20 protein-coding genes are annotated in these 20,499 nt (G+C 63.0%); 14 read left to right on the top strand and 6 right to left on the bottom strand.

The annotated features are described in order from the left end of the window. Nucleotides 1-3: 3 nt before the first annotated feature. The 11 genes from paaB to paaZ all read left to right on the top strand — a co-directional run bounded on the left by paaB (nucleotide 4) and on the right by paaZ (nucleotide 10,798). Nucleotides 4-288: a 1,2-phenylacetyl-CoA epoxidase subunit PaaB gene (gene paaB, locus ACN9MU_RS28500; protein WP_057260923.1), complete on the top strand. Its 285-nt coding sequence runs from the start codon at nucleotides 4-6 to the stop codon at nucleotides 286-288. An 11-nt stretch (nucleotides 289-299) separates the two neighbouring features. After that, nucleotides 300-1,052, top strand: a complete 753-nt coding sequence (gene paaC, locus ACN9MU_RS28495; RefSeq protein WP_426336450.1) for a 1,2-phenylacetyl-CoA epoxidase subunit PaaC — start codon at nucleotides 300-302, stop codon at nucleotides 1,050-1,052. Further along, nucleotides 1,052-1,597, top strand: coding sequence for a 1,2-phenylacetyl-CoA epoxidase subunit PaaD (gene paaD, locus ACN9MU_RS28490; RefSeq protein WP_426319322.1), 546 nt, complete (start codon nucleotides 1,052-1,054; stop codon nucleotides 1,595-1,597). The genes paaC and paaD overlap by 1 nt, the downstream gene beginning before the upstream one ends. 4 nt (nucleotides 1,598-1,601) lie before the next feature. Then, complete coding sequence (paaE, locus tag ACN9MU_RS28485) at nucleotides 1,602-2,678, top strand: 1,2-phenylacetyl-CoA epoxidase subunit PaaE (protein ID WP_426165051.1); 1,077 nt, start codon at nucleotides 1,602-1,604, stop codon at nucleotides 2,676-2,678. Nucleotides 2,679-2,796: 118 nt separating this feature from the next. Beyond that, a complete protein-coding gene (gene paaG, locus ACN9MU_RS28480) occupies nucleotides 2,797-3,588 on the top strand; it encodes a 2-(1,2-epoxy-1,2-dihydrophenyl)acetyl-CoA isomerase PaaG (protein ID WP_426165049.1) in 792 nt (263 codons plus the stop codon). Between the two features lie 2 nt (nucleotides 3,589-3,590). Continuing rightward, nucleotides 3,591-5,144: a 3-hydroxyacyl-CoA dehydrogenase PaaH gene (gene paaH / locus ACN9MU_RS28475; RefSeq protein WP_426336449.1), complete on the top strand. Its 1,554-nt coding sequence runs from the start codon at nucleotides 3,591-3,593 to the stop codon at nucleotides 5,142-5,144. Then, nucleotides 5,137-5,583, top strand: a complete 447-nt coding sequence (gene paaI / locus ACN9MU_RS28470; protein ID WP_426343794.1) for a hydroxyphenylacetyl-CoA thioesterase PaaI — start codon at nucleotides 5,137-5,139, stop codon at nucleotides 5,581-5,583. Before paaH ends, paaI begins: the two co-directional genes overlap by 8 nt. 17 nt (nucleotides 5,584-5,600) lie before the next feature. Next, complete coding sequence (gene paaK / locus ACN9MU_RS28465) at nucleotides 5,601-6,911, top strand: phenylacetate--CoA ligase PaaK (protein ID WP_426319318.1); 1,311 nt, start codon at nucleotides 5,601-5,603, stop codon at nucleotides 6,909-6,911. A gap of 2 nt (nucleotides 6,912-6,913) precedes the next feature. Then, nucleotides 6,914-8,119: a 3-oxoadipyl-CoA thiolase gene (gene pcaF, locus ACN9MU_RS28460; RefSeq protein WP_426343793.1), complete on the top strand. Its 1,206-nt coding sequence runs from the start codon at nucleotides 6,914-6,916 to the stop codon at nucleotides 8,117-8,119. A gap of 2 nt (nucleotides 8,120-8,121) precedes the next feature. Beyond that, a complete protein-coding gene (gene paaY, locus ACN9MU_RS28455; protein WP_426165039.1) occupies nucleotides 8,122-8,739 on the top strand; it encodes a phenylacetic acid degradation protein PaaY in 618 nt (205 codons plus the stop codon). Between the two features lie 13 nt (nucleotides 8,740-8,752). Continuing rightward, a complete protein-coding gene (gene paaZ / locus ACN9MU_RS28450; protein WP_426319316.1) occupies nucleotides 8,753-10,798 on the top strand; it encodes a phenylacetic acid degradation bifunctional protein PaaZ in 2,046 nt (681 codons plus the stop codon). On the opposite strand, the gene ACN9MU_RS28445 is transcribed toward paaZ, so the two are convergent. Genes ACN9MU_RS28445 through ACN9MU_RS28435 form a run of 3 tightly spaced genes read right to left on the bottom strand, consistent with a single transcriptional unit; the run spans nucleotide 10,762 to nucleotide 11,931 of the window. Next, a complete protein-coding gene (locus ACN9MU_RS28445; RefSeq protein ID WP_426319315.1) occupies nucleotides 10,762-11,193 on the bottom strand; it encodes a hypothetical protein in 432 nt (143 codons plus the stop codon). The two genes, paaZ and ACN9MU_RS28445, sit on opposite strands and share 37 nt — an antisense overlap. Before the next feature lie 56 nt (nucleotides 11,194-11,249). Continuing rightward, complete coding sequence (locus tag ACN9MU_RS28440; RefSeq protein ID WP_426319314.1) at nucleotides 11,250-11,534, bottom strand: hypothetical protein; 285 nt, start codon at nucleotides 11,532-11,534, stop codon at nucleotides 11,250-11,252. Continuing rightward, entirely contained in the window at nucleotides 11,509-11,931 is a 423-nt protein-coding gene (locus tag ACN9MU_RS28435) for a hypothetical protein (RefSeq protein ID WP_426336444.1), read from the bottom strand. Before ACN9MU_RS28435 ends, ACN9MU_RS28440 begins: the two co-directional genes overlap by 26 nt. A gap of 116 nt (nucleotides 11,932-12,047) precedes the next feature. Here ACN9MU_RS28435 and ACN9MU_RS28430 point away from each other — a divergent pair, with 116 nt between their 5' ends. Then, nucleotides 12,048-12,494, top strand: coding sequence for a DUF2846 domain-containing protein (locus ACN9MU_RS28430; RefSeq protein WP_426343792.1), 447 nt, complete (start codon nucleotides 12,048-12,050; stop codon nucleotides 12,492-12,494). Here ACN9MU_RS28430 and ACN9MU_RS28425 read toward each other — a convergent pair whose 3' ends face one another. The 3 genes from ACN9MU_RS28425 to ACN9MU_RS28415 all read right to left on the bottom strand — a co-directional run bounded on the left by ACN9MU_RS28425 (nucleotide 12,495) and on the right by ACN9MU_RS28415 (nucleotide 19,069). Beyond that, nucleotides 12,495-13,727, bottom strand: coding sequence for a M24 family metallopeptidase (locus ACN9MU_RS28425; RefSeq protein ID WP_426336442.1), 1,233 nt, complete (start codon nucleotides 13,725-13,727; stop codon nucleotides 12,495-12,497). It abuts the gene before it with no gap. Between the two features lie 117 nt (nucleotides 13,728-13,844). After that, a complete protein-coding gene (locus tag ACN9MU_RS28420) occupies nucleotides 13,845-16,358 on the bottom strand; it encodes a M4 family metallopeptidase (protein WP_426343791.1) in 2,514 nt (837 codons plus the stop codon). A 197-nt stretch (nucleotides 16,359-16,555) separates the two neighbouring features. Next, a complete protein-coding gene (locus tag ACN9MU_RS28415; protein WP_426343790.1) occupies nucleotides 16,556-19,069 on the bottom strand; it encodes a M4 family metallopeptidase in 2,514 nt (837 codons plus the stop codon). A 348-nt stretch (nucleotides 19,070-19,417) separates the two neighbouring features. Between ACN9MU_RS28415 and ACN9MU_RS28410 the strand changes: the two genes are divergently transcribed. Together ACN9MU_RS28410 and ACN9MU_RS28405 are read left to right on the top strand one after the other, a co-directional pair. Then, entirely contained in the window at nucleotides 19,418-20,080 is a 663-nt protein-coding gene (locus ACN9MU_RS28410) for a hypothetical protein (protein ID WP_057260906.1), read from the top strand. A 39-nt stretch (nucleotides 20,081-20,119) separates the two neighbouring features. After that, entirely contained in the window at nucleotides 20,120-20,497 is a 378-nt protein-coding gene (locus ACN9MU_RS28405; protein ID WP_426165023.1) for a glyoxalase superfamily protein, read from the top strand. Nucleotides 20,498-20,499 lie beyond the last annotated feature (2 nt).

The raw sequence follows: 20,499 nt of genomic DNA, 5'->3' as shown, positions 1-20,499 counted from the left end.
AAGATGAGCAAAGAATGGCCACTGTGGGAAGTCTTCATTCGCAGCCAGCACGGCCTGGCGCACAAGCATGTGGGCAGCCTGCATGCTCCCGATGCGGAGATGGCAATCAACAACGCGCGCGACGTCTACACGCGCCGCAACGAAGGCGTGAGCATCTGGGTGGTGCGCGCTTCCGATATCGTTGCCAGCGCACCGGCCGACAAGGGCCCGCTGTTCGAGCCTTCCAACAGCAAGGTGTACCGCCACCCGACCTTCTTCCCGATGCCGGAAGAAGTGAAGAACCTGTAAGGCTTCCTGCTATGGATAACAAGGTCAATTACCTGCTGCGCCTGGGCGACAACGCCATGGTGCTGAGCCAGCGCCTGTGCGAATTGTGCGGCAAGGGCCCGGCGCTGGAAGAGGACATGGCGCTGTCGAACGTGTCGCTGGACCTGCTGGGCCAGACCCGCATGTGGTACACCTACGCCGCAGAACTGGAAGGCGCGGGCCGCGACGAGGACAAGCTGGCTTACCTGCGCGACGCGCATGACTACAAGAACGTGCTGCTGGTCGAGCAGCCGAACGGCAACTATGCACACACCCTGGTGCGCCAGTTCTTCTTCGATACCTGGCATTACTTCCTGATCGGCGCGCTGACCAAGAGCAGCGACCCGCGCATCGCGGAGATCGCCGAGAAGTCGCTGAAGGAAGTGACCTATCACCTGCGCCGCAGCGGCGACCTGATTGTGCGCCTGGGCGACGGCACCGACGTGTCGCACCAGTTCACGCAGACGGCGATTGACGAACTGTGGATGTACACCGGCGAGGTGTTCAACTACGACGCGGTGGATGAAGCCATGGTTGCGGAACGCGTTGCGCCCCCGGCTGCCATGCTGCGCGAGCAGTGGCTGTCGCACGTGTCGGATATCCTCGGAGAAGCGACGCTGGCCATGCCAGCGGCCGACGCCTGGATGCAGAAGGGCGGCAAGCAAGGCCGCCATACCGAACACCTGGGCTACCTGCTGGCGGAGATGCAGTTCCTGCAGCGCGCTTACCCGGGTTCGGAGTGGTGATGGACGCAGCGCGTGTCTGGACGCTGCTGGAGCAGGTCTCCGATCCGGAAATCCCTGTGATCTCCGTAGTGGACCTCGGCATCGTGCGTGATGTGCAGGTCACCGGGGCATCGTCCTGCGCGGTCACGATCACGCCGACTTACTCGGGCTGCCCGGCCATGCAAGTGATCGCCGACGCGGTGCAAGGCGCGTTGCACGATGCGGGCATCAGGCAGGTCGACATCATCACCCGCCTGTCGCCCGCCTGGACGACCGACTGGATGAGCGATTCGGGCAAGGCCAAGCTGAAAGGCTACGGCATCGCGCCGCCGGCACAGCGCGTGGTCGACATCAGCGGCCTGCGCGCCCCGCGCCCCTCCGCCGCGCCGTTGGATCCGCTGAAGGCCGGAGTTGCCCGCGGCGCGGTGTCGGCGCCGAAAGTCGTTTGCCCGCACTGCGGCTCCAGCCACACCGAAATCACCAGCCAGTTCGGCTCCACGCCCTGCAAGGCGCTGTACAAGTGCCTCGATTGCCGCGAGCCCTTTGACTACTTCAAGTGCCACTGACACCATGAGCAAATTCTATCCACTGTCCGTCGCCAAGGTGCAGCAGGAGACCCGCGACTGCATCGCCGTCACCTTCGCCGTGCCTGCCGAACTGCAGGAAAGCTTCAAATACCAGCAAGGCCAGCACCTGACCCTGCGCACGAACATCAATAACGAGGACGTGCGCCGCTCGTATTCGATCTGCTCCGCCGTGCAGGACGGCGCGCTGCGCGTGGCGATCAAGCGCACGCCGGGCGGCATGTTCTCGACCTGGGCCAACGAAGCGCTGAAGCCCGGTGCGACCATCGAAGTGATGCCGCCCATGGGCCACTTCAACGTGCCGCTGGATGCGGGGCAGAGCAGGAGTTACCTGGCTTTTGCGGCAGGCAGCGGCATTACGCCTATCCTGTCGATCATCAAAACTACCCTGATGACCGAGCCGACCAGCCGATTTACCCTGTTCTACGGCAATCGCGCTTCCTCGTCCGTGATCTTCAAGACGGAACTGATGGAGCTGAAGGATGCCTATCTTGAACGACTGAACATTGTCTATGTGATGTCGCGCGAGCAGCAGGATATTGAGCTGTTCAACGGCCGCATCACAAAGGAAAAAACCGAGCAGTTCCTGCAGCACTGGATCGACATCAAGGACTACGACACCGCCTTCATCTGCGGACCGGAAGACATGATGCTTGGTGTCTCCGCTGCCCTGCAGGAGGCTGGCATGCCAAAGTCGAACATCAAGATTGAGCTGTTCGCTGCAAGCATTCCAAAGCACCAGCACAAGCCGCGCGTGCAGGCCGATGCAGCACCGCACCTGACGGAAGTCACCGTGATCATGGACGGGAATGCGGCTTCGTTCACCATGGAGAAGGACAAGGAGTCGATCCTGGATGCCGGTTTGCGTGCGGGTCTCGATATGCGTTACTCCTGCAAAGGCGGCGTATGCTCTACCTGCCGCTGCAAGATGGTGGAAGGCAAAGTCGACATGGACGTCAACTACGCGCTGGAAGACTACGAGATTGCACGTGGCTTTGTATTGAGCTGCCAGGCGTTTCCGGTCACTGATAAAGTGATTATTGATTTCGATCAGGCTGAATAAAACCGGAGAACCGGTGTCAGACCCGCAGGGTCCGACACCCGGCCCGCGACCGCCGCGTATCAGTGTCTGACCCTGCGGGTCTGACACTGGTTTACCTGGTTTAAAAAGGAGACATGAATTGAGCTACGAGAACATCAAGTTTGAAATCGCAGAAGGCGTCGCCACCCTGACCCTGAACCGCCCTGATAAGCTGAACAGCTTCACCCAGGCCATGCACCTGGAAGTACGCGAAGCCCTGTCCCAGCTGCGCGCCGACAAATCCGTGCGCGTGCTGGTGCTGACCGGCGCCGGCCGCGGCTTCTGCGCCGGCCAGGACCTGGGCGACCGCGCAGTCGCACCAGGCGGCGCAGCAGTGGACCTCGGCGAATCCGTCGAAAAATTCTACGCCCCACTGGTGCTGGCGCTGCGCGAACTGCCGATGCCCGTCATCTGCGCCGTGAACGGCGTTGCTGCCGGTGCCGGCGCCAACCTGGCCCTGGCCTGCGACATCGTGCTGGCCGCCAAATCCGCCAGCTTCATCGAAGCCTTCTGCAAACTGGGCCTGATCCCGGACACCGGTGGCACCTGGCACCTGCCACGCCTGATCGGCCACGCCCGCGCCACCGGACTCGCCATGCTGGGCGAAAAGCTGTCCGCCGAACGCGCCGAGCAATGGGGCCTGATCTGGAAAGCGGTTCCCGACGAAGAACTGATGAGCGAAGCCATGGCCATGGCCAAGCACTTCGCTACCGCCCCGACCAAGGGACTGGCCTTCACCAAGCACGCGCTGCAAGCCAGCTACGGCAACACCCTGTCCGACCAGCTAAAGCTGGAAGGCGAAATGATGCGCGAGCTTGGCTACAGCCACGACTACCGCGAAGGCGTGGACGCCTTCATCAACAAGCGCACTCCAAACTTCAAGGGGGAATAAGCATGGCGGCTCTGGCGAAAGGCAGTGTCGTTGCCATCATCGGCAGCGGGGCAATGGGTTCCGGCATCGCGCAGGTCGCAGCGGCTTCCGGCTACACGGTCAAACTGTTCGACACCCGCGCGGAAGCGGTGGATAAGGCGATTGCCGATATCGGCAAGGTGTACGGCAAGCTGGTTGAAAAAGGCAAGATGTCCGGCGCCGATGCCGACGCCGCGCGCAGTCGCCTGCACGGCGTAGCCGGCCTGGCGGACGTCGCCGATGCAAAGCTGGTAGTGGAAGCCATTGTCGAAAACCTGGACGTCAAGCGCAGCCTGTTCGCCGACCTTGAAGGCATCGTTGCCGACGACGCCATCCTCGCCACCAATACTTCCTCGATTTCCGTCACCGCCATTGCCGCCAAGCTTCGCAAACCGCAGCGCCTGGTCGGCATGCACTTCTTTAACCCGGTGCCGCTGATGGCGCTGGTGGAAGTGATCAGCGGCCTGGCCACCGATGCCGCCGTGGCCGAAGCCGTGTACGACACCTCGATCGCCTTGGGCAAGAACCCGGTGCACGCTAAGTCTACGCCGGGCTTCATCGTCAACCGCGTTGCGCGCCCGTACTACGCCGAAGGCTGGCGCCTGCTGAACGAACAGGCCGCAGATGCCGCCACCATCGACGCGGTGATGCGCGAAGGAGGCGGTTTCCGCATGGGCCCCTTCGAGCTGATGGACCTGATCGGCCACGACGTGAACTACTCCGTCACCGAATCCGTATTCCGTGCCTACTACAACGACCCGCGCTTCACGCCGTCCGTGCTGCAGCAGGAAATGGTGAACGCGGGTTTCCTGGGGCGTAAGTCCGGCCGCGGCTTCTACGATTACAGCGAAGGCGCGGCAGCACCGCTGCCGCGCTCCGAAGCGCCGCAGCCGCTGCCGGAGTACATCGGCTACAGCTTCGAGCCGGGCGACCACACCGCGATCGCGACCACGCTCATCGAGCGCCTGAAGGCGCGCGGCGTTGCCGTCACCAAGCGCAATTCCGCCGAAGGTCACCGTTCGTCCGAAGCACCTGCCTTCCATACCAACGGCGCCGCCATCTACCTGACCGACGGCCGCACCGCCACCCAGCGCGCACGCGACGACAAGCATGACGACATGGTGGTGTACGACCTGGTATTCGACTTCAATGCTTCGCCGCGCATTGCCATCGCGTGCAGCGACCAGTGCAGCCCGCGCGCCATGGCATCGGCCATCGGCATGTTCCAGGCTGCCGGCTTCACCGTGACGCGACTGGATGACGTGCCAGGCCTGGCCGTGATGCGCACGGTCGCCATGCTGGCCAACGAAGCGGCCGACGCCGTCAACCAGGGGGTATGCAGCGCGCAGGCGGCCGACCTGGCGATGCAAAAGGGCGTCAACTATCCGCGCGGCCCGCTGGCCTGGGCGGACATGGTGGGCGTCAGGCACATCGTGACAGTGCTGGAGAACCTGGCAACCAGCTACGGGGAAGACCGCTACCGCGTGTCGCCGCTGCTGCGCCGCCGCGAACAGAGCGGAGCCAGGATCCATGCATGACCCAAAGATGCACCCGCAGGCCCTGGCCGAAGCGGCAGGCGCGGCGATGTTCGCGCGCGATGCCGCCAGCCAGGCCCTCGGCATGAAGTTGGTAGAAATCCGCCCCGGCTATGCGCGCATGACCATGCCGGTACGGAGCGATATGCTGAACGGGCACCAGACTTGCCACGGCGGCTTTATCTTTGCGTTGGCGGATAGTGCTTTCGCATTCGCGTGCAACAGCCATAACCACACGACGGTTGGCGCGGGCTGCACGATCGACTACCTCGCCCCCGGGCGGATGGATGACTTGCTGACGGCGGAGGCGGTTGAACGAACGCTGGTCGGCAAGACCGGCATCTACGATGTCACCGTCAGCAACCAGGAGGGCAAGATGATCGCCACTTTCCGCGGCAAATCGCACCGCGTCGCCGGAGAGGTGGTTCCAACCCATAGCTAGTTGATGGAGGTAGCACCGTGGTCCAACGCATTCCCGCCCCTTCCGACCTGGAGCCGATCGAGCGCGCCAGCCGTGACGAATTGCAGGCGCTCCAGCTGGAACGCCTGAAATGGTCGCTGATGCACGCTTACGAGAACGTGCCGCACTACCGCAAGGCCTTTGACGAGAAGGGTGTGCATCCGAACGACCTGAAGTCCCTGTCTGACCTGGCCAGGTTCCCGTTCACGGACAAGAAGACCCTGCGCGACAACTATCCCTTCGGACTGTTTGCCGTGCCGCGCGAAAAAGTCGTGCGCGTGCATGCCTCCAGCGGCACTACAGGCAAGCCAACCGTGGTGGGCTACACCCAGCGCGATATCGACATGTGGGCCGACGTGGTGGCCCGTTCCATCCGCGCAGCGGGCGGCCGCGCCGGCGACATGGTGCACATCTCCTACGGCTACGGCCTGTTCACCGGCGGCCTGGGCGCGCACTATGGCGCTGAACGCCTGGGCTGCACCGTGATTCCGATGTCCGGCGGACAGACCGAAAAGCAGGTACAGCTGATCCAGGACTTCAAGCCATCGATCATCATGGTCACGCCGTCCTACATGTTGAACATCGTCGAGGAATTCCAGCGCCAGGGACTGGACTGCGCCAAGTCCTCGCTGCAGGTGGGCATCTTCGGCGCCGAGCCTTGGACCAACGCCATGCGCGGAGAGATCGAACGGCGTGCCGGCATCGACGCGGTAGACATCTACGGCCTGTCGGAAGTGATCGGCCCAGGCGTCGCCAGCGAGTGCATCGAATCGAAAGACGGCCCGGTGATCTGGGAGGACCATTTCTACCCCGAGATCATCGACCCGGAGACAGGGGAAGTGCTGCCCGATGGCGAAGAGGGCGAACTGGTGTTCACTTCCCTGAGCAAGGAAGCCATGCCGGTGATCCGCTACCGCACGCGCGACCTCACGCGACTGCTGCCGCCGACTTCGCGCGCCATGCGCCGCATCGGCAAAATCACCGGCCGCTCGGACGACATGCTGATCATCCGCGGGGTGAACGTGTTCCCGACCCAGATCGAGGAGCAGATCTGCAAGCTGCCCAAGCTCGAACCGCAATACCAGCTGGTGGTAACCCGCGACGGCCACCTCGACAAGCTGGAAGTGCTGGTGGAGCTGCGCGCCGGACTGGCGCGCGCCGACGCAGGCGATGTCGCGCGCGAACTGGAACAGCGCATCAAGACCAATGTCGGCGTGAGCACCACCGTCACGCTGGTCGGCGTGGGCGGCATCGAACGCACCGCGACCGGCAAGGCCAAAAGAGTAATCGATAAACGACCCAAGGAATAATAATGACCGAAGCATTCATCTGCGACGCCGTTCGCACACCGTTCGGCCGCTACGGCGGCGCACTGGCAGGCGTGCGCGCCGACGACCTGGCTGCCATCCCGATCGCAGCGCTGATGGCGCGCAATCCTTCCGTCGACTGGAAACAGGTGGACGATGTCTATTACGGCTGCGCCAACGGCGCCGGCGAAGACAACCGCAACGTGGGCCGCATGGCCGGCTTGCTGGCCGGCCTGCCGGTGGAGGTGCCGGGCAACACCATCAACCGCCTGTGCGGTTCTTCGCTGGACGCAGTCGGCATCGCGGCCCGCGCCATCAAGTCGGGCGAGGCGCAACTGGTGATTGCGGGCGGCGTGGAAAGCATGACCCGCGCGCCTTTCGTCATGGGCAAGGCCGACAGCGCGTTCTCCCGCAGCGCGAAGATCGAAGACACCACCATCGGCTGGCGCTTCGTGAACCCGCTGATGAAGGCGCAGTACGGCATTGACTCGATGCCGGAGACCGCGGAAAACGTGGCCGAGCAATGGGCCGTGGCTCGCGCCGACCAGGACGCCTTTGCCATCCGCAGCCAGCAGCGCTGGGCAGCCGCCCATGCGGCCGGCTTCTTCAAGGGCGAGATCGTGCCGGTCACCATCCCGCAGAAGAAAGGCGAACCGAAGGTAGTGGACACCGACGAACACCCGCGTCCGGACACCACGATTGAAGCGCTGGCCAAGCTGAAAGGCGTGGTCAAGCCCGATGGTACGGTCACCGCCGGCAATGCCTCCGGCGTGAACGACGGCGCCTGCGCATTGCTGCTGGCATCCGCCGCTGCAGTCGACAAATTCGGTCTGAAGCCGCGCGCCAAGGTGCTGGGCATGGCGACCGCCGGCCTGGCGCCGCGCATCATGGGCTTCGGTCCATCGCCGGCCAGCAAGAAGCTGCTGGCGCAACTGGGCATGACCATCAAACAGATGGACGTGATCGAATTGAACGAAGCCTTTGCCGCGCAGGGCCTGGCAGTGACCCGCGACCTGGGACTGAAGGACGACGACGCCCGCGTCAACCCGAACGGCGGTGCGATTGCTATCGGCCACCCGCTGGGCGCCTCGGGTGCGCGCCTGGTGACCACCGCGCTGAACCAGCTCGAACGCACCGGCGGCCGCTACGCGCTGTGCACCATGTGCATCGGCGTAGGCCAGGGCATCGCGCTGGTGATCGAGCGAGTCTGACCATGCCTTGCTACGAGATCAATGGCGTGCGGCCTGTGGTCCATCCTACGGCCTATGTGCACCCGACCGCGGTGCTGATCGGCGACGTGATTGTCGGCCCGCGCTGCTACGTGGCGCCGCTGGCATCGCTGCGCGGCGATTTCGGGCGCCTGATCCTGGAAGAGGGCGCCAACGTGCAGGACACCTGCGTGATGCACGGCTTCCCCGGCGGCGACACGGTGGTCGAGCAGGATGGCCACATCGGCCACGGTGCAGTGCTGCACGGCTGCCGCATCGGCCGCAATGCCTTGGTGGGCATGAACGCGGTGGTGATGGATAACGCGGTGGTGGGCGCAGAGAGCATCGTCGGTGCAGCAGCCTTCGTCAAAGCCGGCATGGAAATCCCGCCGCGCAGCATGGTGGTCGGCGCGCCGGCCAAGATCCTGCGCCAGGTCAGCGACAGCGAGATCGCCTGGAAGACGCTGGGCACCGGCCAATATCATGAGCTGGCCGTGCGCTCGATGCAGACGATGGTGGAGTGCCAGCCCGACACCGAGGCAGCGCCGGGCCGCCAGCGCATGCAATGGGACACTTCGCTGCCTATGCACCTGCACAAGCAGGCATTCGACAATAAACAGTAATCGGAGACTACAAATGGTACACACCCTGCAAAGCTTCATCGGCGGCCGCTGGCAAGGCAAGGAAGCCGCGACCGCACTGCACAGCGCCCTGGACAACCGCGTCATCTACCACACCCACGCCGAGAAACTGGACTTCGCCGAAGCCGTGCACTACGGCCGCAAGACCGGCATCCCGGCCCTGATGAAGCTGGACTTCCAGACCCGCGCCCAGCGCCTGAAAGCCCTGGCGATGTACCTGATGGAGCGCAAGGAAGAACTGTATGCGATCTCGCACCTGACCGGCGCCACCCGCCCGGATAGCTGGGTCGACGTGGAAGGCGGCATCGGCACCCTGTTCGCCTACGCCAGCATGGGCAGCCGCGAGCTGCCTTCATCCAACGTGCTGCATGAAGGCCCGGCCATGGCGCTGGGCAAGCGCGGCGGCTTCTCCGGTACTCACATCCTGGTGCCGCGCGGCGGCATCGCGGTGCACATCAACGCCTTCAACTTCCCGATCTGGGGCTTGCTGGAAAAGTTCGCGCCTTCCTTCCTTGCCGCCATGCCGTGCATCGGCAAGCCTGCCAGCGCGACGTCCTACCTGACGGAAGCCCTGATCCGCATGATCAACGATTCCGGCCTGCTGCCGGAAGGCTCGCTGCAGCTGGTGATCGGCAGCACCGGCGACCTGCTGGACCGCCTGGGCGGTGCAGACGTGGTGACCTTCACCGGTTCCGCCGACACCGCGGCCAAGCTGCGCTCCAACCGCAACCTGATCGCCAACTCAGTCCCGTTCACGGCCGAAGCGGATTCGCTGAACTGCGCCATCCTGGCGCCCGACGTCACACCTGACGATCCCGAGTTCGACCTGTTCGTGAAAGAAGTTCAGCGTGAGATGACCACCAAGGCGGGGCAGAAATGTACCGCCGTGCGCCGCATCATCGTCCCGCGCCTGCATGCGGACGCGGTGGCGGAAAAACTGCGCGAACGCCTGGGCAAAGTCGTGGTGGGCGATCCTTCGGTGGAAGGCGTTCGCATGGGCGCACTGGCCTCGAAAGACCAGCAGCGCGACGTGGTCGAGCGAGTAGCCCAGCTGGCGCAAGGCAATGAAATCCTGTTCGGTGGCGCCGGATCGCTGAAGCTGGTGGGCGAAGGCGTCGAGAACGGCGCCTTCTTCTCGCCGACCCTGCTGCTGTGCCGTAACGCCCTGACCAACGATGCCGTGCACGACGTGGAAGCCTTCGGCCCGGTCAGCACCATGATGACCTACGACTCCATCGACGAGGCGCTGGAGCTGGCTGCGCGCGGCAAGGGTTCGCTGGTGTCGACCCTGGTGACCAAGGACCCGGCAACCGCTGCCTACGCCGTGCCGATCGCGGCTGCCTCGCATGGCCGCGTGCACGTGCTGGATCGGGAAGCTTCGGTGGATTCCACCGGTCACGGCTCGCCGCTGCCGCAACTGAAGCACGGCGGTCCTGGCCGCGCGGGCGGAGGAGAGGAACTGGGCGGGATCCGCGCGGTGCGTCATTTCCTGCAGCGCGCCGCGGTGCAAGGCTCGCCGACGATGCTGACTGCCATCACCGGCGAGTACGTGCGCGGTGGCGCGGTCAAGGAAGGTGACATCCATCCGTTCCGCAAGACCTTCGAAGACCTGGCAATCGGCGATTCGCTGCTAACCCATCGCCGCACCGTGAGCGAAGCCGACATCGTCAACTTCGGCGGCATTTCGGGCGACTACTTCTACATGCACTTCGACGAGATCGCCGCCAAGGACACCCAGTTCGGCAAGCGCATCGCCCACGGCTACTTCGTTCTGTCGGCGGCGGCGGGCCTGTTCGTGTCCCCTGCGCCAGGCCCGGTGCTGGCCAATTATGGCCTTGACAACCTGCGCTTCATCACTCCGGTAGCGATCGGCGACACCATCCGCGCCCGCCTGACCTGCAAGCGCAAGGTCGACCGCAACCGCACCGACGACAAAGGCCGTGGCCAGGGCGTGGTGGCGTGGGACGTGCAGGTGACCAACCAGAACGACGAACTGGTTGCCAGCTACGACATCCTGACTCTCGTATCCAAGCGCGCCTGACGTTCCAGCATATGCCAGCAAGCGGTGCCGCCGGCGGCGCCGCTTGCCACCATGTGCAGGGCGTAGTTCCAGGCCTGCATCACAGGGCCGTCGTCGCATGCATAAGCGTCGACCCCCAGCACGGTGCCGAAGACAGCAAGGGCCGTCACGACACCCGCTGAGGCGAAATAGCTCCAGCGGCGTGTTCCCAGCCGGTTGGCCACCTGGATGGTCAGTACGTACGGAAACAGGGCGCTGACAAAGGCGCAAAGCCAGGAGGTCCCGAAAAGCATGACGGCACCCACGATCTGGACGCCGACCTGCATGGTGAAGGTAAAGGTGCCGCATGCTGCTGCAGCAGTGACAGCGGCGAGGTATGCCACATTTGCGTGGCGAAAGGTGATTGTGTTTTTCATGTCCCGCACTGTAGCGGGCGAATGTGCGGCCAGTATGAACCTGCTGTGAAACGCAGCTACATCGTCATTATGTAGATCACGCCTGCAAACGCCAGAATGATCAGCGCCACGGCCGACCACTTCAACTTGTAATGACGTGCATGGCAGCGCTGGCAAACCCGCATTTTCGCACCGCCACCGCTTGCCAGCGGGAGCTCTTCATAGGTATTCCAGTTGATTTCAGCAGCGCAGAGCGCGCAGGTACCGCGCTCATTACGCCTTCCGCCGCGCCATTGCCGCAGCCGGTCGGTCACTAGCGCCGCCACCAGCAGCGCACTAAATAGCAGGAACAATATCTTCATTGTGCGCCGACTTTAGCATAAGCCAGCAAGCGCTGCCCGCTGCAAGTCCGGCGAGGAAAAGCATCGGGGCCAGCCGCACCAGATGACGCGCGGAATAGGCGCATGCCAGCAGCGGCAGGAATGCCATGGCGGTGAGGACTGCACCGCCGATGAAGAAGCATGGGCTGCGGATGCCGCGGCGCACGGCCAGCGTCATCGCACCTGCAAAAGGCAGGACCGAGGCGGCGAAAGCCATGATCCATGCCAGTACCAGTGTAGCGAGGGGAAAGCGGAAGGTTTTATCGCCGTTCACGACGAAGTCCCACAGCTCGTTGCCGAAGACGAAGGTGAGCGCGGCGCAGCTAACCGCAAGGAGGTGGGCGTACATGACGCGCTGCATCGAAGTAGAGATGTTCATGAGCGGTACTTTAGATGGCCTGTATGCGCTCAGAATGAAGCGATTATGAAATGCCACAAGCGGACATGGATTCGCTACACTGCGGGCTGCGCCGCTCTTAACTTCTTAAGGTAAGCATGAAATTCATATCGCTGGCGGCAATTGCCGCCATGGCCCTGCTGACGGGCTGCACTTCGGTATCCGGAACCAGGTTTGCGCAGCAGGAGGCTGGCATGCCCAAGCTGTCGCCCGGCCAGGGCCGCGTGTACTTCTATCGCGTTGACGCGCTCACAGGCGGCGGGATGACGGCCCCGGTCAAGCTGGATGGGATCGTGGTAGGCGACTCTCTTCCAGGCGGCTACTTCTATGTCGATGCAGCACCGGGCATGCACGAAGTATCCGCCGCTACCAGGGTTACCAGGAAGCTGAGTTTCGTTCTTGAACCTGGGGAGACCAGGTATGTGCGCACCAAGGCGCAGTTTGAGGAGAAGGTCGGCCGCGTGGTGCCGGAACTGGTCAGCGCCGAAGAAGCCCGCAGGGAACTGCCGTCCCTGAACTTCACCGGCGCGCCAAAGTCCAACTGATCAAGCCTGCAATCCGAATGGATCGTCGATGGAGTGAGATGGCTTTGTGAACCAGCGCGGGCCGTCCTCCGCCATGTAGAAGTGGTCTTCGTGGCGCACGCCAAATTCGCCTGGCACCACGATCATCGGCTCGTTCGAGAAGGTCATGCCGACGTCCAGCGGCGTCTTGTCGCCGCCGACCAGGTATGGCCATTCGTGGATGTCCAGGCCGATGCCGTGGCCGGTGCGGTGCGGCAGGCCTGGCAGCTTGTATTCCGGGCCGAAGCCGGCCGCCTGCAGTGAACGGCGCGCGGCCATGTCCACTTCCTCGCACGGCACGCCCAGCTGGGCTGCTTCAAACGCGGCCTGTTGCGCCGCTTTCTCCGCATTCCACACGGCGCGCTGGCGCTCGCTCGCTTCGCCGTACACATAGGTGCGGGTGATGTCGGAAATGTAGTTGTGCAGCTTGCAGCCGGTGTCGATCAGCACCGTGTCGCCCTGCTTCAGCGTCTGCACGTAAGAGACGCCGTGCGGGAAGGAGCTGGCCACGCCGAACAGCACGATCACGAAGTAGGATCCGGCCGGCGCGCCCACCTTGCGGTGCGCCTTGTCGATGAATTCCGCCACCTCGGTGGTGGTGATGCCTTCGCGCAGGATGCTGGCGGCGGCGATATGCACGGCCAGGGTCATGTCCTTGGCGCGCTGCATCAGGGCGATTTCCGCCTTCGACTTGCGGGTGCGGCAATGGGCAGTGACGGGGCGCGCGTTTTCCAGCGCATAGCCTTCGGCCAGGGGGCGGATGCCGTCGAAGATGAAGAAGGCGGCGCTTTCGTCGATGCCGACGCGCGGCGGCTGTGCGGCATTCGGCACAATGCCCATTTTCTTCAGGACCGCGATGAACAGCGCATATGGGCTTTCATGCTCATGCCAGCAGTTGACGGCGCCTTCCACCAGCATGAAGTCGTTCAGCGTATCTTCTTCGAAGGCGGGGGCGATGTATTCGACGGCGCCGCTGGCTGGCAGGATGGCGCCGACCATGCGTTCGCTCGGGTACCACTTGGTGCCGGTGAAGTAGAGCAGGTTGGAGCCTGCATTGATATAGATGGCGGCAATGCCTTGCTGGCGCATGTAGGCTTGCGCCTTGTCGATGCGTGCCAGGTGTTCATCCTTGCCGATCGGCGTGGCGCCCGCCGTCATGTCCGACAGGGATGCCAATGCCTCTTCGATAGTCTTGCCGCCGATACCAATGCCCATGCTGCCTCCTTAAAAACAAGGGAAACATCATAGCACCGCAAGGACGGAAAAAAGCCGGCTATGCAGCTATCGTATCGGGGGATGACGATAGCCGCATACCGGCCGGGATGACGAGTCTTACTGGACTTGCACGCTTACCTTGTCAACAACGAAGGAAGTCTGCAGCGAGTAGTCTTCCGTCATGTTGAAGTGGATACGCACGGTCTGGCCCTTGTACGGCAGCAGGTTGAAAGTGCGGATCTGGTAACCGCTGGCCGGCATGGTGTTGTTGTAGGTTGCCAGGGTGCCCAGGGTGGTGCCGGAGCTGTTCTTCACGGACACGACCATCTTGTCGTACACGGTGCTGCCCGACTCGTTGGTGTCGATATGCAGCGCGAACGACAGGGTGGCCGACGTTGCGGTGGCCGGGATGGTCACGGTCTGGTACAGGGTTTCGGTAGCGGTCGTGCCGTTACCGCCCAGCCATGCGAAGCGGCTGCCTTCGTAGGCCGTCTGGCCGCTGTAGTTGCCGATCACGCCGGTGCTGCCAGCCCATGGCGAAGTGCCGGACTCGAAGCCGCCGTTGACAATCAGTTCGCTCTGCGGCGGCGTGGTGCCCACGGTCAGGGTGGCGTTGTTCGAGGTGGCGGTTTTTGCTGGCGACGAGGAGTCGCTGACGATGGCCTTGAACACGGCGCCATTGTCCGCTGCCTGCGCGGTGAACGAGTAGGTCGCCGAAGTGGCGCCCGAGATCTGCGTGCCGTTGCGGTACCAGGCGTAGCTGTAAGGCGTTGTGCCGCCGCTGGCACCCACGGTGAAGGTTGCGGTGCCTCCGGGAGCGACCGTCACGTTGTTCGGCTGCGTGGTGATCGTTACCGTATTCGGATTGGCTTCGTCCACGTCGCTGCCGACGTTGATTGCAGCGTATGCGCGCTTGACCGCGATCGATTCCGGGCTGCCTACGCCGTACAGTTCTTCCGCGGCCTGCACCGTCTTGTTGCGCGCGTCGGCATAATTGGTCGACGAGGTGAACTTGGTGGTGTTGGCCTTGAACCAGATGCGGAACGCCTTGTCGTTGCCGATACCGGTCATGGCCAACGGCTGCTTGTTCAGGTAGGAGCTATACATCTCGCTCGAGGACGAGGAATTCGAGCCCTGGGACAGGAAATAGAACATGCGGTTGTTCGGACCCGAGGAGTAGTGCACGTCGATATTGCCCAGGGTGCTGCTCCAGGCATCGCGCGACGCGCCGTCTTTGGAAGGCTTCCACATCCAGCGCAGCGGCTGGCCGGACTTGCTGATCTCCTTGCCCATCATCCAGTCGTTGCCGGACGGGATGGTGCTGCCGGTGCCGCCAGCGCGGGCATAGGCCTCGACCATATCGCCGGTGATGTCGGAGTTCGATTCATTCAGGCCGCCGGACTCGCCTGAGTAGTTCAGGTTGGAAGTGGCATCGGTCACGCCGTGGCCCATTTCGTGGCCGATCACGTCGATTGAACCGAGGCTGTAGAAGCTGGAGCCGTCGCCGATGTACATGCACTTGCAGCTTGGGTCGAAGAAGGCGTTGTCGTAGTTGTTGTCGACGTGGACGGCGATGTAGGTCGCGGTGTTGTTGCCGTCCAGTGAAGACCAGCCGACCACGTTCTTCAGCGTGTCGTAGGTGTTCATCAGGCCCCACAGCGCGTTCACAGCGGCGGTCTGGCCGTTGGCGTTGGTGGTGCTGCCGCCGTTGTATTGCTGGCCGTCGCCCCAGGTGTTGGTGCTGTTGGTGTAGATGGAGCCTGGGCTTGGGTTGTTGGCTGACGAATGGTTGGCATTGGTGATGGCCATGCCGCCATAGGTGCCGCCGGTGCCGCGCGAGGAGTCCAGCATCTTGTAGGTGGACCCGGACAGGGTCGTGTTGATCGGCACGTCGCCGTTGTACTGGCTATGGCCGACGCCGACCACGGTCTGCAGCGCGTTCCACTGCTTGATCACGGCGCCGGTCTTGGCGCTGATCACGGTGTCGCGGAATACCGGACGGTTGTCCTTGTTCATGCGCGTCTTGACCAGGTAGGCCAGCTCGTAGTGGTCGACTACTTCTTCCACGTCCATCGCGTTCAGCGCGCTTTCGGCCTTGTTGGCGGCGGCGGCGGTGCGCTGGGTCTTGACCACCGGCCAGATCAGCAATTCTGCTTCCGGCTTGATGCGGTGCTGGGTGCCCGGTGTGCGCGATACGGCGATGCGGATCGCCTCGTCGGCGCCAAAGGCAGCAGTGGTGTCCGGCGCGCCCCTGCCAGAGGCCCTGGCGGCGCGCGAAGCGTCCAGGCCATTGCGGCGGTCGGATGCGGACTCGCTGACGATATTGCCGTTTTCATCGGTGACAACGACGGACTCGGAACCGAACACGCGCAGGCCCTGGAAGGTGTGGTCGGCGCGCACGATGCGCTGGCCATTGACACCCGGGTGCTGTTCGCGCAGCTTGTAGCCATGCTCGCTATCGAGGCCGGCTGCAGAGCGAAGTGAATCCAGGCGCGTCACCAGGTTCGCCTTGGCTTCAACGCTCAGCGGTTGAGCAGGAGAGGCCATCAGGGTATCTGGCAGGACGCCTGCGAATGCAGGGGCGAACGAGGCGGCAACGGCTGCGGCCAACAGGCTTTTGCGAAGTTTCATCGACTCTCCTTGGGAACTTGGGTTGGTGGGGAGAGATGACGTTATGCCTGTTTTTTGTGCAAGTCAACAAACTTGCGAAATGAGTCATTTTTACTTATTTTGTATATTTTTAGACAATAGATTACGGTTTTATAGTCACCAAAAGAAACGGGGGCGGCCTGGTGAGCCGCCCCCGCCTGACTGCCGGTTACCGCCTGTTACTTGACTTGCAGGCTGACCTTGTCAACCACGAAGGACGTCTGCAGCGACGAGTCTTCGGTCATGTTGAAGTGCAGGCGCACGGACTGGCCCTTGTACGGCAGCAGGTTGAAGCTGCGGACCTGGTAGCCGCTGGCGGCGTTGGCGTTGCTGTAGGTCGCCAGAGTGCCCAGGGTGGTGCCGGAAGAGTTCTTCACGGTCACGACCAGCTTGTCGTACGCGGTGCTGCCCGATTCCGCGGTGTCGATATGCAGCGCGAACGAGAAGTTCGCCGACGTCGCGGTCGATGGAATGGACACGGTCTGGTACAGGGTTTCGGTCGCGGTGGCGCCGTTACCGCCCAGCCATGCGAAGCGGGTGCCTTCGTACGCCGACTGGCCGCTGTAGTTGCCGATCACGCCGGTGCTGCCGGCCCACGGCGTAGTACCGGACTCGAAACCCCCGTTCACGACCAGCTCGGATTGCTGGGTGGTGCCCACGGTCAGGGTCGCGTTGTTCGAGGTCGCGGTCTTCACCGGCGACGACGAGTCGGTGACCACGGCATTGAACACGGCGCCGTTGTCGGCCGCCTGCGCGGTGAACGAGTAGGTAGCCGAAGTGGCGCCCGAGATCTGGGTGCCGTTGCGGTACCACTTGTAGCCGTAAGGCGAAGTGCCGCCAGTTGCGCCTACGGTGAAGCTGGCGGTGCCGCCTGCAGCCACGGTGATGTTGTTCGGCTGGGTGGAGATTGACACGCCGGTGCCGCCTGCTTCGTCGACGTCGGTGCCGACGTTGATCGCAGCGTATGCGCGCTTGACAGCGATCGATTCCTTGCTGCCTACGCCGTACAGTTCTTCCGCAGCCTGGATCACCTTGTTGCGCGCGTCGGCATAATTGGTCGACGCGGTGAACTTGGTGGTGTTGGCCTTGAACCAGATGCGGAACGCCTTGTCGTTTCCGATACCGGTCATGGCCAGCGGCTGCTTGGTCAGGTACGGGCTGTACATCTCGCTCGAGGACGAGGAGTTCGAGCCTTGCGACAGGAAGTAGAACATGCGGTTGTTCGGACCCGAGGAGTAGTGCACGTTCAGGTTGCCCAGGGTGCTGCTCCAGGCATCCTTCGACGAGCCATCCTTGGAAGGCTTCCACATCCAGCGCAGCGGCTGGCCGTTCCTGGCGATTTCCTTGCCCATCATCCAGTCGTTGCCGGACGGGATGGTGCTGCCGGTGCCGCCGTTGCGGGCATACGCTTCCACCATTTCGCCGGTGATGTCGGAGTTGGACTCGTTCAGGCCGCCGGATTCGCCGGAGTAGGTCAGGTTGGAGGTGGCGTCGGTCACGCCGTGGCCCATTTCGTGGCCGATCACGTCGATCGAACCGAGGCTGTAGAAGCTGGAGCCGTCGCCGATGTACATGCACTTGCAGTTCGGATCGAAGAAGGCGTTGTCGTAGTTGTTGTCGACGTGGACGGCGATGTAGGTCGCGGTGTTGTTGCCGTCCAGCGAGGACCAGCCCACCACGTTCTTCAGCGTGTCGTAGGTGTTCATCAGGCCCCACAGCGCATTCACTGCGGCGGTCTGGCCGTTGGCGTTGGTGGTGCTGCCGCCGCTGATGTACTGCTGGCCGTCGCCCCAGGTGTTGGTGCTGTTGGTGTAGATCGAGCCGGCCTGCGGGTTGGATTCTGGCGAGTGGTTGGCGTTGGTGATGGCCATGCCGCCGAAGGTGCCGCCTACGCCGCGGGTGGAGTCCAGCATCTTGTAGGTGGACCCGGACAGGGTCGTGTTGATCGGCACGTCGCCGTTGTACTGGCTATGGCCGACGCCGACCACGGTCTGCAGCGCATCCCACTGCTTGATCACGGCACCGGTGGCGGCGTTGATCACGGTATCGCGGAACACAGGACGGCCGTCCTTGTTCATGCGGGTCTTGACCAGGTAGGCCAGCTCGTAATGGTCGACCACGTCTTCCACGTCCATCGCGTTCAGCGCGCTTTCGGCCTTGTTGGCGGCGGCGGCGGTGCGCTGGGTCTTGACCACGGGCCAGATCAGCAGTTCGGCTTCCGGCTTGACGCGGTGCGTTTTGCCTGCGGTGCGCGAAACGGCGACGCGGATCGCTTCGTCGGCGCTGAAGGCTGGCGTGGTGTCAGGAGCGCCCTTGCCGGTGGCGCGCGCGGAGCGATGCGCGTCCAGGCCGTTGCGGCGGTCGGATGCGGACTCGCTGACGATGTCGCCGTTTTCGTCGGTGACGACAACGGACTCGGAACCGAACACGCGCAGCCCCTGGAAGGTGTGGTCGGCGCGCAGGATGCGCTGGCCGTTGGCGCCTGGGTGCTGTTCACGCATCTTGTAGCCATGCTCGCTGTCCAGGCCTGCGGCGGAACGGCGCTCGTCCAGGCGTGCAGCCAGGTTGGCCTTGGCTGCAAGGCTCATCGGCTGGGCCGGCGCGGCCATCATGGTTTCTGGCAGGACGCCTGCAAATGCGGGGGCGAAAGAGGCGGCTACAGCTGCAGCCAGCAGGCTTTTGCGAAGTTTCATCAGCTCTCCTTGTGAGCGTTGGGGTTTAGGGAGAGCGGGAAGTTATGCCTGTTCTTTATGCAAGTCAAAAAAGTTGCGAAATAAGTCGTTTCTACACTTTTTGTTCAGTTTTAGACATTTGATTACATTTGCGTGGTTGTTGAACTAGCTTGCCTCGCGACGAAATGGCGCACGATTGGCGCGATTTGTAGGGAAGTTACAACGAAATAGAGGTGTTTTTCTAGTTTCGTGTTGGACGCAACACAAATATGTATCAAATTGTCACACTCATGTTGCACTAGTTGAATTTTGCGTTTTACACTAGCCCGTCATTTGTTTGACGTACCACTTAGTGAGGGCGCATCACTCATGTTGTCTATATCTACCAAAGTCGAAAGGATCGTCACGGAGTCGCCCTTCCTGAGCGAAGGTCTGCGCCGTGGCCTGATCAACCTGTCGGAACTGGCGCGCCAGCTGCAGCCGCAGCTCCAGAACGACCTGTGGAAGCCCGTCGGCCAGGCGGCCGTGGTCATGGCCTTGCGCCGCGTGGCCGGGCGCCTGCCGGACAAGGATGCACAGGAACTGGTGCTGGCCCAGCAGTCCGGCCAGCTGACCGCACGCACCGACCTCGTCGAATTCACTTTCCGCCGCTCGGACCGCATCGATGAATGCCACCGCCAGCTGCTGGAGCGTTCGGGCACGGGCCACGGCCTGTACCTGACCGTCACCCGCGGCAGCGAGGAAGTGGTGGTGATCTGCAGCCGCCCGTTCATCGGCCTGGTCGAACAGATCTTCGCCGGCGAGCGCCTGCTGGCGCGGCTGGAGAACCTGAACGCCGTCACGCTGCAGCTGACCGCCGATTCCTGGCGCACGCCGGGCATCTATCACGCCATCCTGAAGAAGCTGGCGTGGGACAAGGTCAACCTGATCAACCTGATCTCGACCCACACCGAGCTCACCCTGCTGCTGGAGAAGGAACACACGGGCGCCGCCTTCAGCGTCCTCTCCAACATGATCGCGCACAAGCACTGATGTACACTTCCCTGTAAGGAGAACTTACAGGGAGTTCGCATGGGCTTGAAAGACACGCAGCGGGTAGTGCCGGCATTGCGGGTGGCGAGCTACGCCGCCAGCAAGCCTTTCTATGAGTCGCTTGGCTTTCGCGAGGAGTGGACCCACCACTTCGAGCCCGGCATGCCGACCTTTGCCTCGATGATGCTCGATGGCATGGAAATTTTCCTATCAGAACATTCGGGCGACTGCCAACCGGGCGGGCTGGTACACTTTTATGTTCCGGACGTCGACGCCTTGTACGACGACTTCCTGGAGTACGGCGTGAACGTCGAGCAAGCGCCGAACAATGACCTGGGAGCGGACCTGCGCGTGATGTCCGTTCTCGATCCAGATAACAACCGGCTCAAATTTTTGACCCAGACCCATTGGGAGTAAGC

Origin of the sequence: Pseudoduganella sp. R-32, assembly GCF_049913245.1 — a bacterium.
In the GTDB taxonomy this organism is placed as follows: Bacteria; Pseudomonadota; Gammaproteobacteria; order Burkholderiales; family Burkholderiaceae_D; genus Rugamonas.
The sequence above is the reverse complement of the archived record's forward strand: the minus strand, read 5'-3'. Positions and strand labels throughout refer to the sequence as shown.